7 protein-coding genes are annotated in these 16,857 nt (G+C 65.1%); all 7 read right to left on the reverse strand.

Annotation, left to right across the window (positions count from 1 at the left end):
* Positions 1-51: 51 nt before the first annotated feature.
* Entirely contained in the window at positions 52-315 is a 264-nt protein-coding gene (locus OBACDRAFT_RS11720; protein ID WP_043585825.1) for a hypothetical protein, read from the reverse strand.
* A 168-nt stretch (positions 316-483) separates the two neighbouring features.
* On the reverse strand, positions 484-1,281 hold the full coding sequence (locus OBACDRAFT_RS26555) for a helix-turn-helix domain-containing protein (RefSeq protein WP_157837040.1): 798 nt from the start codon (positions 1,279-1,281) through the stop codon (positions 484-486).
* Positions 1,282-1,619: 338 nt separating this feature from the next.
* Positions 1,620-2,048: a transcriptional regulator gene (locus tag OBACDRAFT_RS11730; RefSeq protein ID WP_043585827.1), complete on the reverse strand. Its 429-nt coding sequence runs from the start codon at positions 2,046-2,048 to the stop codon at positions 1,620-1,622.
* Between the two features lie 10 nt (positions 2,049-2,058).
* Positions 2,059-2,739 (reverse strand): hypothetical protein, encoded by a 681-nt coding sequence (locus tag OBACDRAFT_RS11735; protein WP_157837041.1) that lies wholly within the window; start codon positions 2,737-2,739, stop codon positions 2,059-2,061.
* On the reverse strand, positions 2,736-3,365 hold the full coding sequence (locus OBACDRAFT_RS11740; protein WP_043585831.1) for a hypothetical protein: 630 nt from the start codon (positions 3,363-3,365) through the stop codon (positions 2,736-2,738). Before OBACDRAFT_RS11740 ends, OBACDRAFT_RS11735 begins: the two co-directional genes overlap by 4 nt.
* A 255-nt stretch (positions 3,366-3,620) precedes the next feature.
* Positions 3,621-15,812: a filamentous haemagglutinin family protein gene (locus OBACDRAFT_RS11750; protein WP_043585835.1), complete on the reverse strand. Its 12,192-nt coding sequence runs from the start codon at positions 15,810-15,812 to the stop codon at positions 3,621-3,623.
* A gap of 46 nt (positions 15,813-15,858) precedes the next feature.
* A complete protein-coding gene (locus OBACDRAFT_RS11755; RefSeq protein ID WP_043585837.1) occupies positions 15,859-16,857 on the reverse strand; it encodes a peptidylprolyl isomerase in 999 nt (332 codons plus the stop codon).

A 16,857-nucleotide genomic window follows, 5' to 3' on the forward strand; every position in this document is an offset into this window, starting at 1 on the left:
GAAACCAAACTCTGGCGGCGGCCCGCGTTGGCGGGGGATCAATCCCCCGCGTCAGGCGGCAAGGCGGAGTTTTTTTTCTTCGCCCGACCGGTATGAGGCCGTCCGGCGGTCGCACGGCAGCCACCCGGTGAAGTCCAGGTATTCGTCGGCGATGTCGCCGGGCCTGCGCAGCCGCAGTTCGTGCAGTATCAGTTCGCCGAGTTCCGGTGCTTGGTTTTTCATTTTTCTGACCAGGATGGTCCTGGCTGCCGCATAGACGCGTCGCTCCTTTTCCGGAACGACCAGCGTGAAGACAGCTGGTTTGTTGGTTTTCATATCATAGTTTTGTTTCCTTATCGGGTTGTCCGAGTGTCTCGGCGCGCAGCCTCACGGAGGCTTCCGAGTATTGTAACTCAGGCGTCGTCTGACAGTTCGGGAGTAATGGGGTGACGTTAATACGTCTCCATCGGCCCGACTGCGCATTCCGTCCACCTTATCATGCAATCAGTCCATTTTGGGCGGGATGAAAGACCGGGGAGTGGCGTTGAGCATTTTTCTGAAATGCCGGTCGATGCCGCTTTGATCGCAAAAACCGCAGGCATAGGCGGCCTCGGCCACCGTATAACGTCCTGTCTGCAACAGATCGCGGGCATACAAGACACGCAGGCGATTGATATAGTCCCGCGGCGTCAGTCCGGTTTCCTTCTTGAATGCCTCAAAAAAGCAAGTGCGGCTCATGGCTGCAATCCGGGCCAGCAAGCTTGGCGGCAATTCCTCGGCCAGATGCTCTTCGATATAAGCCTTGAGCCGCAGCAACGTGGAGGAGTTCATGAGCCGAAGCTCTCTTCCGCGCCGCACGGATTTGCCATGCGCAGCCAGCAATTCATGAGCCAGAGCGGCGCCGAGGACAGCCGCATGGTCGTACTCGTTTGCATCCGGATGCCGACGGCAAAACTGCCTCAACCGATGCCCGAGGGCGCCGATCAACGGTTCGACAAGCTCATGGCGGCGGAGCGATTCGATGAGTATCTTGTTATCGGATACAGATGTGATTTTTTCAGCCCAGTCCGCTTCAATGTAGAGAACAACCAAAGCCGACTCACGCTTCCAGTTGAGCGCATGCGTTGTGCCTGATGGAATGGCCCAGACGTGATTGCCAGGCAGTTTTTGCCATGTGCACTCTCCATCCAGACACCAGCCTGCTTCGCAATCGGCATCCGGCGGCGTCATCAGCACCTGCATCTGCTCGTGGTGATGCCAGTCCAAAGAGATGCACCGCAGCGTTGTCGCCAGAACGGACACCTTGTGATGAGTGAAAACATGCCGGCCAAGAAAGCGCGCCGTTTGTGGGAAAATGACTGGACAAGGAGATCCGCGGACTGCTGGCCTCCATGAGGGGGGCTTGGTTTGAAGCAATGGATAAAGGGAACGCTTTTCCCGATCGGAACCAGGGTTATATTAAAAGTGACGGTATTCATGGGGAGAAGCCCTCCGATAATCCCCGGCCAACCGGTCCTTCAGGCTGGCCCACGATTTTTTCGTGAATCAAGCGGAGGTAAACAAGCATTGCCTGATGAATTTTTCTTCCGGGAAGTCCAATGGTTTTCAACGTATCCAGTTTCCCATTTTATTGCTGTCTATTATTTCATTACCGCCTCTCGCACAGTCGTCTTGAGGTCGGCGGGGTTTTGGGGAGTGAGCACGAGGAAGGGCACGTCGAATTTTTCGTAGCGCTGTTTTTCGACGGGGGTGATTTCATCGAGGCCGATGGCGAGGATCGTGTCCTTGCAACCGGCTTGGCGCAGCGTGCGGGCCACACGCAGGCCGGAGCCTTCCGCCGTCTGGTCGTGATCGACGATGACCACGTCGAAGGGCGTGCACTCCGCCTTTGATTTTTCCGACAGCGCGACCGCCTGCGCCGCGTTGTCAGCGTAGGTCCATGTGCAGTCCACGTCCTGCATCAGGTACCAGACGACCTTGCGCGAAAGCCAGTGCGACTCCACGTAGAGCAGGCGCAGGGGACGGGGCGAAGCGGTCGGCGGAGACAATTTTTCAGAGTCGTGCTTCATCAGACGGTTTTCAGTTCGGCTTCGGTGAAAAAGAGCGCCGGCTTGCCGACGACGGCGGGGGCGACTGCAAGATCGCCAGCAGGCTCTGTGCCTGCCGGCCCAGTTCGGAGAGCTGGTAGCTGCGGAGACGCCCGTGCTGGTGGCGGGAGTGCTCGATCAGCCTGCAATACATCAGCAGGTGCAGGCAGGCGCTGGCACTGGCGCCGGGGACCGTTTTGACCCAGGATACGAACTGTTCGCCGACAAATTCTTCGGCAGGCATCCGGGCCAGCAATGCCATCGCTCCGCGCTGGCGCAGCAGCCTTCGGATGACCCAGGCGACGCCGCGCAGTTCGCCACGGTCATTGCTCCTGCCTGCGGGCAATCCGGATTTCCGGCAGAAGGCATCGAGTCGCCGGAGTTCGGTTTGCAGGATGTCCAGCAACCGCCTGCCCTTCGCAGTCAGCACGTGACGGCTGTCCTGTCCGGCTCCATCCGGCTCCAGGCGTTTGAGCAGACGGGCGCGGACCAGCAGTTGCACCAGCCGGTTGGCGATTCCTTTTCCCAATCCGGGGGTCAGGCCGGGCAGATCGACGGGACGGCGCGGACGTCTGCGGAAGCGGCGGAAGGCGAGCAGATAGGTCCGGCGGCGCAGCAGGTAGTCGAGGGCCTTCCAAAGACTCGCGGCAGGCTGCTCATCGACGACGCTCACCCCGTGTCCCTCCATTCACAGCTCCAAACCTCCACCACGGGGGCCTTCATAAAAAGTTTGAGCAGACGCCGGACTTCGTCGTCGTGCACATGCGCGACGACCAGGCGCAGCAGCGTTTGGTAGCTGTTGGCCGCGCCGCATTCCTCAAAGGCAAAGGCATTAAAATCGCGACTGCCCCGGTGCACGGTCGTGCGCAAGGCTTCCAATATATCCATCTTCTCATTGCATTCCGGGCAGGCCCCGCTCAGTGCGTTTTCAATTACCAGCATCAGCGCGGTGTGCACAATCCTGTCTTTGACAAACGTAAGATGACGGCGGGGGTAATCAAACGGCCCCTTCATCACCCGCAACACCGGGCCGGGCCGGTAGCGCCTTTCTCCCAGTTCCTCCTGCAACGAGTCAAGAAAGCCGGGCTCGCGGCGCTCAATCGTCCCATGTCCCTCCGCCCGCCGATGCGGATCATACGCATCGAGCATGTCGGCCAGCACAAAGTAACTGGTTGCGCCGAGCACCTCCCGGCTGCACAGAACCGGATAAAGCGGAGACTCCGCCTTCGAGCGCAGCGTAAACAGCGCCGGAAAGTCTGGATACACCGACTGAAGCAACGAAAACGTATGGGCAATCATAGGAACTAGAGCCGCTTTCCGGCGGTTGTGGTTGCTAATTATTGGTTGTTAGAGTCCGAAAATCGACAGGGACTCCGTCGTCCAGCGAGCGCCTGTTGTTTTCTATTTCCCAATACACTCCCAAGGTCAGCATCCCGACCGTGAAGGCAATGATCATCACCCTGCGGATAACAATGTTGTTAAAAAGGGTTTTTATTCCTATTCTAGTTTTCATGTGATTTTTCCTCAGAAATGGGGGAGGCAAAAGCAAAATGGTCAGTGGGAATTCAGTGGTGAAGCTGGGACCATCGCAATGGGCACGCCCGCTGTAGTTGATTTTCCTGACACCGCAGGTTTTAGCGATTCACTAGAAGTTCGAGATGTATGTTTGGTGTCATCATCCGCCGGTGGAGGCGCCTCCGGACCGTAACCGATCATTTCGACCCTGAACAGGGTCGGCAAGGCTTGCGCGGCCGCCGACGGGGCGGACCGGTTGGCGGCTTCCGTCGCGGCGGCGGCGACCGATCCCGCCGTGTTCGCTGCCGCGGTGATCGCCCCGACGTTCGGGGCCGCCACCACGGGAATGCCGCTGGCCGTTCCCTGCACCTGGATGTTGTCGGCGTTGATCACCTGGAGCGCGGCGAGGTTGAGGTTGCCTGACACGCGGATGCCCGCGTCGCCGGCGTCGATGTAGCCAGACGGCGCGATCAGATCGACATCGCTCGGCAGCACATCCGCGCGCGTCTGGAGCACGCCGATGCCGCCGCCCGTCGCCAGGCCGCCGAGATCGAGGATCGCGGCTCCGGTTTCGGGATTGATCACGTAGCGGGCGGGCGACGCGGCCTGCAGCGTCTTGGAGGCACTGCCGGCCGCGATGTCGCCGACCGTGGACCAGATGACCTCGTTGCCGCCCCGGAAGGTGAAGATGCGGGAGGTACCGACCGTCACACTGTCATGGGCGAAGATCGAGATGTTGCCGCCGCGCAGCGTCATGAGGCCCTGATCGAGCGGCTGGCGGCCACTGAGATCGAAACCCACCAGCAGCCCTCCTCCCGGCGTCAGCAGGTTGATGTCGCCGCCGCTCTCGGTCTTGATCTCGCGCGCGGTGAGGGAGATGCTCCCGTTCCAGGCTTCGCCGGGGAACAGCTTGGCGATCGCCTCGTAGCCTGCTTCGTAGTTCCTGCTGCCGTTCGGCGCGTCCGGATCGTTACGATCGCGCCCCGCGTCGCGCAGGACGAGATAGAAGATGTCGAGCGCGTAGATCTCCTTCTGAGCGTCCGACTTGGCGTTGAAGGCGTTCCAGATGGCCTCATCGCTGGCGTCCGTCAGGCCGAGCCGCGCGCCGAGCGCCGGCAGATAGCGGTCCGCGTGCGCGCCAGCCGTCGCCGGGTCGAGGAAGCTGGAGACGAAGGCGGCAACATCGAGATTGCCCGACAGGCCCGCTCCCGACGGCACTCCAAGGCCGGCGGCGGCGATGATGTCGGCGCCGTCAGTGTCCGGCAGATAAGGGTTGCGGAGATTGCCGATGCTGACGATGCCGCGCGCCAGGCCGTCACGGCTGAACTGCGTCGCAAGAGTCCCATTGGCGGGCGCGCCGCCCAGGTCGAGGTTGCGGCCGGCCAGCACCTCGAGCGTGCCCGGACCGCCAATCGAGATATCGCCGGGCGCGGGACTGGCGGTGCCCAAAAGTCCGGGCATTCCAAGGGCAAGCCGCCCGGGCGATCTTTCATTGAATGGCAGGATATCGCGACCGGCGACGACGCGGCTGACATCGTCCGCCCTGAGGTTCTGAAGGTAGAAGGCGACATCGGTGATGTCGTTGCCGGCGTAGATCCGGGTGGCCTTGGGCGAGAACAGCGTCAGGCCGGAGATGTCGCCGCTCCCGGCATAAAGATAGACGGGGTCGGGATCGTCGAGGTGCAGCAGGCCGGCGTCATGCAACGCCTGCTGCGTGGCGCCGGAGACCCGTTTCGTCGCGCCGGTCTCGGTGAACAATGCGGTGAAGGCCTGCGACGATATCGCCGGACTGATCACGGGCTTGTTGATGGAGTCCAAAGGCAAAGGAGAGGGGGAATAGACCAGCCTCATGGGCGAGCGGATCCCGGGAACAAGGTTCGGATCCACGTCGGAGAGATTGATCCTGCCGGTCCTGTAAACGTCGCCACTAACTGGGCGGGAAAATTTATGAAGGCCGTTGATCGATCCCGCGGCAAAGAGGTTGACTGTCCCGTTTGGCGACGGCGCGAGGGTCAGCGTGCCGGCGACACCGATATCACCGGAGTAGGCGGCAACCTCCAAGTTCGGCGGCATCAGCCCGATCTGGCCGCGATAAATGTTCTCGATAGACGGACCGGAACCCGTTCCGGCGACGGTGACCCGTGCCGGCCAGACGGCAATGGCTCTGCCATTACGAAGCTCGGTCAATCTGAGCCACGGCCGCCGGTGGCTGGTGCTGTTGGTGCTTTGCCAAGCCAGCACGTTCCCAAACCAGGCGGTGAGCGTGCCTGCTTCCGCCTCCTGGCCTGATTCCAAAATCCCGACCTTGAGCGTCACATCGCCAGTGAGCGAAGACACCGAGACGCTGTTCTCCGCGTCATAGGTGGAGAAGTAGGACCTGGCCCAGGTGCCGTTCAACACGCCCTGCGGCAACAGGAAGGGGTTGGCGACAGAGCCGAGCAGAACATCGCCATGTGCGCTCAGGTCGAAGCCGCCCTTGCCGAGGAACAGCGTCGTCGGCAGCCAGTCGATCGGATCCGACGAGTAGTTACCTATCGTCCCCGCATTGGTGGTCGCGCTGCGCGTCGCGTTGGTCAGAATGCCGCCGCCGGCGCCAAGGCTGCCCCGTCCCCGCTCGACATAGTAAACGCCGGCGTCGATGTTGCGACCGGCGTTCACCACCAGGTCGCCGCCGCCATATTCGAACAGCGGCTGGTTGGCGGCCAGATCGTCGATTGTTCCGTCGGCGCGGATCGTTCGGTAGGGCATCCAGGCATTGGTCGGCGCCACGGCGTCAACGTTCTTCACGTCGCGCCCGGCGGCGAGGGTGAGATTGCCGCCGCCGAGCGTGCCGACGCCTTCAAAGAAATTGCTGAAATCGACCCACCAGGTGGTCGAGCCCATGTCGCCGAAATAGCCTTGCGTGAACGCGCCGTTCTCGACGCTGCCGCGGCGATAGAGCCAGTTGACCGGCAGTTGCTGGGATGAATCGTCAAGCCAGGCGGCCCCCTGGGACCGCAGACGGATGATGTCCTGCCCGGCGGCGACGGTGATGTTGCCGCCGCCGTTGCTGTATTGGGGCGTCGTGAAGGGGACGCTGGCGAGCTGGTTCTGGGCCGGATTCCCCCCCGACTGACTCCACCTCCCATCGCTGCCCGGAACCGGCATGTCGAAGACGTAGGTGTTTCCCGATGCATCGGCGGCCGGCAAGGCGACGGTCGCGGGCGCGCCGCCGTTGAGCGACAGAACGCCATTCGCCGCCGCGGTGACGGCGCTGCCCGCCGGCAGCGCTATCGGCGTCCCCGCGGGGAGCGGCACGGTGGCGATGAATTTTGCCGGTATAAATCCGGTGGCCGGGTCGGGGGTGGATATGCTGCCGCCGGCGGGATCGACAATCCGCAGCGTGCTGCCGGCGGGCAGAAAAGGAAATTCGAGCGAAGCGGTGGACGCTTTCAGCGTGTAAACGCCGGCGGGAATGATGAGGGTCGCCGTCCCGGCGCCAATCCTGGTCAGCGCGCCGCCGCTGGTGAGGACGATGTAGTCCCCCCTGCCATTGATATCGCCTCTGAGCAGGGGCAACGGATCTCCGGCGCTGAAAGGAACAGCGGTGTATGTCTGGTTGGCGGCGCCGATATTCTGCGTCATAAGATAGGCGATCCCCGGGCCGGACGCGGTCATGGCGCCTGCGGGGAGGTTGTTTTGGACGCCGCCGACGGTGATGCTGTTGCCGCCGATGATAATCTTCGCACCGGGTCCAAAGCCGCTGATCTCGCCGTCCGATGCCGGCAACCTCACGGTGGCGCCAAGGACCGTCGTGCTGATTTCCGCCTGCAGGGCCCGAACTCCGACAACTTGTGAGATCGTGACGTTCGGGGGGCTAAAGCCTTCCGGGAAGCTGTAGATCGTGCCTGCGGGCAGTTGCAGATCGTTCGCCCCCCCGTTGTTGATCGAGACGATGCTGTCGATCGTCGCGGTGATGGTCCCCCCCTCCGTGCCGTTCGGGAAGAGCAGCGGCAGATCGGATCGCATGTTGACGGCGCCGCCCGGAGCGAGGGTCGCGGTCGTGGTGTTGCCGGGTATGACCCGGCTACCCGCCGTGTAGATCGTGGAAAACTGACTCCGGATCTGCACGTCGCGGCCGGCGGCGATGTCGATGTCGCCCGTCCCGGTGCGGATCAACTGGTCGAAGCCCACCTTGAGCGCGGCGGTGGTGGAAATGCTGTTAGGGATTTGGTTGTAACCCGGACCAGACCTGCCGAGCAGGAGCGAGCCGGTGCTGCCGCCGAGCTGCTCAAGCGGAAGGACCTGCCGGAACTCGGCGCCGCTGAGATCGGCGCCGGCGACGAGACGGTAGGACCAGGATTCGGATCCGGCCGGCAGCAGGGTGTCCGTGAGCGTGGTGTTGTTCGGGCCCGGCAGGAAGCCGTCGCTCAGCGAGCCCTGGAGGACGAGATCGCCGGACGCGCGCAGCGTCAGGATGCCCGGCTCGCCCGAGCCGGGGACGGCGGGATCGGCGCCGGGGCCATAGCGCAGGGTGGACAAGTCCCAGACCTGCGTCGCACCAGTCGTGTTACCCAGCATGAGGTCTCCGCGGCTGACGAGCTCCACGCCCGGGCGCAGATAGAAGGCCGGGCCGGCAAGCCCGGCGTTGGCCGTGCCGGCCAGCAGGCGGCTCCTGATCGCGGCCGTGTGGTCGGTGAACGCCTGCGCGTTGGCATGGGCATCCGACTGCACAGCCGGCGTGACAACGCCGCCATCGGTCAGATCGAACACCTGGAAGCCTTCGACGACCACGCTCGAGGGGTTGAGGATCGCGCCGTTGAGCGGTTTGATCGCCAGATCGTCGCCGCCCGCCACGCTGTTGACCAGGGTCGGGATCGGATTGCCCGCCGCGTCGATGCCGGTGATCTGCGGGGCGCGCAGATGCAGCCTGCCGCCGCGGCCGCCGGCGACCGACAGGTCGATGGCCGAGCCCGCCTGAAGGTCGATCCAGCCAATTCCAGGCGTCAGAACGCCGGCGATATCCTTGGCCTGTCCGGTCTCGATATCGACGGCGCCGCCCTTGCCGGCGGCGTCGAGCTTCCTGGCGGCGACGGTCAGCCGGGAGCCGTCGGCGAGCGTGACGCCGTTGTAGCCGTAGAGGCCGATATGGCCGCCGGTCTCGCCGGAGGCGTCGATGCTGCCGGTCACGGTGATGGCGCCGTCATCGGCCGCGAGCAGGAAGCTCCTTGCCTTCGCCGATCCATCGGCAAGGACATCGCCGGTCCGCACGCGGACGGCGCGCGCCGCATCGAAGCCGCCGGCATTGAGCATGGCATTGAGCACGGCAAGCGTCTGCTGGCTGCCGACATCGAGCGCGAACGCGCCGCCGGTGCCGCCTTGGCCGGCGTGCCCGCGCAGCGTCCCCGCAGCCGTGAAGGTTCCCTTTGCCGCCGTGACCGTAAGGCTGCCGGCGTTGCCGGCTTCCGGCCTGGCGGCGACATCGACGATGCCCGATGCTTCGAGACGAACCGAGCCCGCATCCGACTTCAGAACCACTTGGCCGCCGCTCGTATAGCGGATCTGATCGTGGAAGGCTTTTTCGGTGCCGCTGACGTCGAGCGTTCCGCCGACAACGACATCGGAGCCCGCTGCCGTCCCGGTGGCGTGCAGCGTGAGCAAACCGCCCGGCAGCCGGATGGTGCCATCCACGCCGACGCGCGAGCCGGCCAGCACCAGTTCGGCGCCGAGGCCGCCGATGATGGATGCCGCCGGCTCGCCGGCCGCCGCGCTGACGGTCAGCACGCCGTCGGACGTCAGGCCCTGTCTGGCGCCGGCGCTTCCCGTGACCACCGATGCCGCGACGGTGAGGTTGCCCGCCGTTGACAAGCCGCCCCTGCCGGCCAGCAGCACGCCGCCGGAGGCCTTGAGATCGAGGTCGGCGTAGCCGGTCACGTTGACCGCATTGGTGCCGATCGTGACGGTTTCCGTGTTGAAGACGAGCGCGCCGTTCAGGGGGTCGCCGACACCGGCGACAGGCGCGCCATTCGGGCTGTTGTCGATCACGACGTTGCGGGCGTTGAAGATCACGCTGCCGCCGTTGGTGTTGAAGCCGCGGATTCCGGGCGTGTGCAGCGTCAGGCTTTCGAGCGTGGGCCGCCCGGCCGCATCGACCGTCCCCACCGACCCCGTCCCGTAGAGATCGATCGAGGAATAGCTGAGCAGCGACAGCCCGCCGATGGTGCTTTGCAGGTCACGGAGCACGGCGCTCGACAGCACGAGGCCGGTGCCCGGCGGCGCGCCGGCGCCGTCGAACAGGAGGTTGATCTGTCCGCCGCCCAGCGTCAGGGCGGTGGCGGTGAGGCGCGCCGAGGGATCGAAGGTGGTGGCGTCCGTCGAATCGAGGATGACGCTGGAGCCGGTGATGCGGGCGTTGCTCCCGACCGTCAGGCTGCCGGACGCCAGCGGCGTCACGCCGGAGCGGACGATGCCGGCCGAGATGTCGCTGCTGACGCGCAGCAGCGCGCCGTTGCCGTCGATCAGCAGCGTTTGCGCCGGGCTGGAGAGCGTGCCGAGCTGCGCGATGGCGGCGCCGTCGCGCAGCGTCACGCCGCCTTTCGAGGCAAGGATGATCTCCGGCCCGTGGAGGAGGCTCGCCTCGTCGTTGTCGAGCTCGATGCTTGCGGTCGTGACGTTGACCGTGGTTCCCGCCGCCGTGCTGCCGCGGATACCGCCGATGAGCAGGCTCTCCGCGCCGAACGCGCTGAGGCCGGTGGCGTTGATATAGAGCGTGCCGGCGGCGGCGCCCGTTCCGCTGTTGTTGATGACGATGTCGCTCGGAGTTCCGATGTCCACCAATCCGCCGAGACCGCCGGACGGCGCACTCATCAGAGTCTGGCCCTGGATGTTCAAGGACCGGGTCGCGGCCAAGACCAGCTGACCCGCGTCAACCGGCAGGCGCGGCACGGCCGCGTCCCTGGCGAGAGCGCCCTCGCGCAGGGCCACGTTGGCTGAGTAAGTGTCATACTGTGCACGGGCACGCACGACCGTCTCCGAGGCGACTTCGAACAGGATCGGCAGCGGGGCGCGCCACTGCGTCAGAGCATTGCCGCGATAGCCCGACACGGTGCTCGATCCGTCAGGCCGCCGGACGCTGACGCTGGCGGCGGCGGATCCTCCAGGCGTGACCAGAAAGGCTCCGGGCAACAGCGCATAGCGCGCGGGCAACAGGGTGTAGTAGCCGGCGGGAAGGCCGCTGCTCGCCTCAAGCCAGACCCGGTCGCCGATGGAAAGCGCGCCGTTGCTCCAACCCGCTTGGAACGTCCTCGAACCGGCGGTGTTGGAGCTGGCGATCGAGACCAGCGGTGCGTAGTCGGCTTGATAGCCGGGCAGGATGGCGAAGCTCGAGGACGAGGCGAGGATGTCCCTGCTGCCACCGAGACCGCCGACCCAGTTGTAGGCCGTGAGATCGCCGCCGCCGCGCAGGTCGATCGTCGCGCCTTCGCCGATGTCGATGGTCTGCCCCGCGAAGGTGACGGTCTTGGCCGGCCCCCCCTCGGCGGTGATGTCACTGCCGTGGGGATCGATCCAGGCGGTGCCGTTGAGCATGGTGCCGTAGGGAAGCGTCAGCGCCTCGCCCGTGCGCGGATCGACCGCCGAGACCGAGGTGACGCTGCCCGCTCCAAGGCTCAGGGTCGTGGTCGTGGCGTAGGTCTGCAGGGCGCCGCCCGCGTTCCGTGGAACCGCGCCGACCTGTGCCGTGGTGCTGCCGACATTGATGTTGCCGAGCGGCGCCCGCAGCACGCCGTTCTGGTGGATCTCGCTCGCGAAAATGTTGAGGGTGCCGCCGGCCGAAAGCGGCAGCGCGCGGGGGGCTCCGGGATTGATTGTGATCGTGCCCGGCGTGCCGCCATGATCGAAGGCGGCGATGGTGAACATCGCCACCGTGGTCGGATGGAGCTGCCCCGCCGTCAGCGTGATATCGCCCGCCGCCGTGAACGTGCCGTAGCCCCGGATGTCGCCGCGGGAGGCGTCCAGATGAACCTGCCCGATGTCTTGCAGCGCCAGATCGCCGACGTCGATCAGCGACGCGGAAATGTTGAGCGAGCCCGTGCCGAAACGCGGATCGGCCACGACTCTCTCGATTTGTCCGAAAGCGCCGATGCGGTGCGCCGTCGAGGCGAGCAAGACGGGCTTGTTCGTGACGGGATCGAGCTCTTGCGGCGCGTAAGGCCATCCGAGCGCGACATAGGGCGCGTCGAGATTGACGGCGCCGTCGGCAGTGATGAGACCGGTCGTGGCGAGGGTAATGCTGCGGCGGGCGGTCACGGAAACCGATCCCGCGAAACCGACATTGCCGTGCAGCGTCAGTGAATCGAAACCGCCGTCCTCGAATGTATCGATGGCGAAATGGGCCGCACTGGACGCTACGGCGGCCAAGCTTTGATTGACAATCAGGTTGGGCTCGATCGTGGCACTATACCCGTCCTTTGCCACCACAAGACTGCCGCCCATCCCCGAAGGGTCGCCGGCAGCGCCGCGCAACGTCGCGGCAATCGAGAGCAATTCGTCGCCGTCGAAAACGATTAAGCCGCCGTTGCTATCGACCCGCAACGGTGCGTAGCCGCCGCCAGCCAGCGACGACAGGACGGACGGAACATCGAGCGTGCCGCCCGCCCCGGACACGTCGAGCACGGCGCCGGCACGGGCATCGATATTGCCGGCCACGGTGATGACGCCTCCATCCAGAACCTTGCCTTGACGAAGACCAAACGCATTGGGAGCGAGAACGGTGGTTCCGGCCGTCGAAACCACACTGTTCTCGCCGAGAATGACTGCTACTTCGCCAGAGAAATCCCCGCCCCGGTCACCCTTGATCGAAACCGCGCCGCCCGGCACGACGATCGATCCCTGGATATCGGCCCGACCACCGTTGGCGTCGATGCTGACCTTGCCGGTTCCGGCAAGCGTCGGATCGAGCCGGATCGATGCGCCCTCGGCGATCACGATGTCGGCGCTATGAAACCCCGTGCTCGACAGATAGCCCCTGGCGTTGAGAGAGAACGCGACCGCCGACCGCAATTCGGGGGCGAGAAACGTCGGCGCAAGCACCAGGCTCGCATCCGTTGGCGTGAGAGCGTAGCTTTGCACCTCCGGCGCGATGTGCGTGCCCGCGGCGATCTCGATGCCGCCTCTGCTCGTCAGCGAGTAGCTCGAAAATCCGCCCGTGCTGAAAAAGTCCGGCGAGAGGAGAAGCGTGCCGGCGCCGGCCGCGCTGCCTCCGACCTGAATGCGCCGGGCCACCGAAAGGGCCAGCGAGCCGCCCTCGCCTGGCGCATAGCCTTTGAGGGTTGCATCGAGAGTGAGTTGACCGGTCACCAGATCGGGATTGATCAATGGGTCCAGACCGCCGCGCAAAGCAAGTCTGCCGCCATCGCCGTTGGTCGTCTTGCCGCCTGCATGGATCGCGATACCGCCCGAGACGTCGATGACGCCACCCCGTTGCAGGTCGAGGTGAAGCCCGTCGAGAGAAATCGAACCGCCGTCGAGAGCAAGCGGCGGCAGGTCGCCGCCGGCATACCTCCTCTGATCGACGATCAGGCCGGCGGTGCTGAGAATGACATTGCTTCTGACCGTCAGGGTTCCGCGCCCTGCGACATCGTCGGCGTCGCCCGTGCCGCCCACGATGGTCAGATCGCCAGGATCGACATTGGCGGTATTGAGGTTCAGCGTGCCGCCCGCCAGCGTGATGCCGGCTGCGATATCGATGTTTTTGCCGGTGAGCGTGAGCGATCCGCCCGCTTGGCCGGAAAACGCCGACAGCACTTGGATATCGCCGTTGCCGCTGGTGATCGACAGATCGACGAAGCCGCTGGCCGCGAGCAGATCGGGCGACAGGTAGATCGGCTTGGCGGGATCGAGCGTGAACGGCGCATCCGGGTTGAACGGCGCGGCGGGCTGGCGGGTGAAATCCGATTGGAAGATCACATCCTGGGATATCGGCACGGAGATGCCGCCGCCGCGGAGGGCGCCATCCAGCGAGAACGAGCTGGCCTTCGGCCGGACCTCTCTCTGGCGCTCCCCCGAGACGACATGTCCTTGCAACAACCCATCGAGCGCGACGGTCCGCGCGTGAATGGAGATCGCCCCGCCATCGCTGCCGTGGATGTATCCTGCTTGGTAGACACCGTGCCGAGCCAGCGGCGATGTCCAGGTTTCGGTGATGCCCCAGCGCTCGCTCGAGCGTGACCATTCACCGGCGAACCCGACATAGACGCGATCGGGCGTCGCCTGGCTGATGTCATAGATTCCGCCGTCGGCGCCGCGCAGGCGCGTGGTGTGGACGACGCCGCCCTGATAGTCGATCCACCCGTTCGAGACGTTGACCGATGCGTCCTGCTGCATGACCACCGAGGCGCCCGCATTCAGCGTGACGGAGCCGCCGGCGGTGGTCAGCTCGCCGACGTTGCGCTGGATCAGGCCGACATAGCCCGAGGCATCCGCCAGCGGCGTTCCGACCCAGACGGAGCCGTCGGCGCGGCGACCGGTTTGGCGGATATCGACATAGATGGTCCTGCCGCGCAGGAAGCCGCTGCGTTGGAGCGGAGAATCCGCGAGCTGGGCACCAAGAAGCTCGACGCCGACGATGTTGTCGGAGACCTGTCCCTGCACGATCGATCCGAACACATCGATCGCCGCGCCGCTGTCGAGGTAGATCTGCCCGTCGTCGTATTGAAAGTTGCCGCCGTTGTCGTGCGTCCCGCTCCTGATCGTCACGTCGCCGCTGGGCGCCAGGATATGCGCGTTCTCGCCGAGATAGGCGGCCAGGCCGGTGATGTTGACCTGCGAGTTCAGCGCCAGACTCGTCCCAACCACCTTCTCCGTGCTGCCGTATTCGGGCAGGATCTGCGTCAGGCTTGCGGTGCCGAGCGTGACCAGGCCTGTGCCACGGGGGATAATCCTCACCTGCGCCGTCTGACCCGATCCGACCGTGAGCAACTCGACGGCGTAGACCGCCTGCAGATCGACGCGGCCATTGAGCGACGCCGAGGTCGTGGCCTGCGCCACCCCAAGCTGATTGATGGATGCGCCCGCCATCGTGATGTTGCCGCGCTCCGCCACGATCAGTCCGCTGTTGGTGGCCAGGCCGGTGGCGATGCTGCTTGCCGCAGTCAAGGACGGTGAATCGACACCAATGCTCGGCGCCCAGATAGAGCCGACATAGACGTCGAGGCCGCGCAGGCTGGGATCGTCGGATGCGTGCGGCAGAAGCAGAACCTGCTGGCCGGCGGCCAGGATGACCTGGCCGTCAGGCGTCAGAATCGTGCCCCGGTTGGTCACCTCCGGCCCGATCAGCACCACGCGTCCGCCGTTGCGGTCGGACGTGGAGATCAGGGCTCCCTCCTTCACGAGGATCTTGCTGGTCTGGGACTGGGCCGTCGCGGCCGTCGCTTCGAAGGCATCGACCGAGCCGCTTGGGCCTGCCGCCTCGCTATAGGCCGAGAACGTGAACCTGTGGTCGGAATTGCCGTAGAGAGTATTGGCGTTGAGCAGCGCATCGTTGATCGGCAGCGCCGAGGCCACGAGCGTGCCTACGTTGACCTGGCTGGCACCGCCGAAGATGACGCCGTTGCGGTTGATGACATAGACATGGCCGTCGGCCTGGATGGAACCGAGGATTTTGGAGGGCGAGGCCTGGGCGTCGGTGACGCGGTTGAGGGCGATCCAGTCGCGGTTGCCCTGCTGGTCGAAAACGAGGTCGGTCTCGCGGCCGACATTAAAACTGTCCCAAGTGAGGATGGTCTTCTGGGTGTTCTGGTCGATCTTCACGACCAAGCGGCCGTTCTGACCGGAGGTTTGCACGGGGCTGGCCGCGCCGGTCCAGAGGGAGGGATCAGTATCCACGCTGGCGGCGACCTGCAGGCCGCCCGCGCCGAGGCCGTTGGGAACGGTGGTCTGCACCTGCAAGGCGGCGGCGCGGGCCGCGGCCTGCGCCTGCTGCATGGCGTGGAGCACCTGGGTGCTGCGCACGAGCGACTGCCGCTGCGACTGAAGCTGCCGCGCGAGGGCGGCGCTGGCCGACGAGGCTCCGGCGGCGGAGGCGTCCCCGCCGGAGGCTGTGCCACCGGAGGCCGGCGTCGTTCCTCCGACAAAGCTGCGCGCCTCCAGCGTGAGTGTGAACACCGAGGAGAACTGCAGGCACAGCAGAATGGATACGCCCGCGCGCATGGCGCGGATCACGGGATGGGATCGGGTGGGATCGGAGAGGAACATGGCGGGACGGTCCGGTTGACTGGCTGGAGGCGGGCGGGAAGAACGGTTATTTGGCGGAAGCGGCGGCGGAGGCCGGCGCGAGCACTTGCGAGAGGGCGAGTTCGTTGATGGTCACTGGATTTTTCTCCAGGAGGCGGGCGAGATGGGTCTGGCGGTTGGCCTGGGCGCGCTCGGCGCGGAGGCGCTGGGCGAGTTGCGAGCGCACTTCGTCGAGCGTCAGCGGACGGGCCTCGCGAACTTCAAGGGCCTTCAAAATGTGCCAGCCGTCATCGAGGCGCAGCGGCTCGCCGACCTGACCGGCGGCAAGGTTTTTTAGTGTATCGAGGATCTCAGGACGAAACTGCCCGTCTGTCAGCCAGCCGAGTTCGCCACCGTTGGCGGCGCTGCGCTTCTCGTCGCTTTCCACGCGGGCGAGCGCGGCGAAGTCAGCGCCCTTCTGCGCGAGCTTCTTTTTCACGTCGTCGAGGCGGGCGCGGGCCTCGTCCTGAGTGGCGGAGTCGGCCGAACGCGGCGCGGCGATATAGATCTGCGCGAGGCGCACTTGGCGTGGGGCGGTGAGCGCGGCCCGGTTGGCCTCGTAAACGGCCTGGAGGTCGGCCTCGGAGGGAAAATCCGCCGGGGGCTGCGAGACCGATTGCAGGTAGCTCTCGATCAGGGCGTTTTCGCGGAGCTTTTCGAATTGGGCTGTAAAGGCGGGATGCTGGTCCCATTTTTGTGCGAGGGCCTCGTTGAGGACGACGCGGCGGGCCAGCAGCGAGCGCACGGTCTGGTTGAGCAGCGCAGGATTGGCGGCCAAGGCGGCCTGATCCTGCGGGCTGAGGTTTTCCAATGACGAACGGATGTCGTCGATCTTGACCTCGGTGTCGCTGACGCGGGCGAGGATGCCGGCGTCGGCAGCGGCCGACGCGGAAAAGCTGAAAGCTGACGCAGCGCAAAGCGCGAAGATGGCATTGCCGGAGGCAATGGCCCGAAGGGCCGACCGAGGCGGGCGCCCCTTGGGCGGACGATGGAGCAAAGATGAGAGAAGGAGTGTGGTGGATTTCAT

Origin of the sequence: Geminisphaera colitermitum TAV2 (assembly GCF_000171235.2) — a bacterium.
Classification (GTDB): domain Bacteria; phylum Verrucomicrobiota; class Verrucomicrobiia; order Opitutales; family Opitutaceae; genus Geminisphaera; species Geminisphaera colitermitum.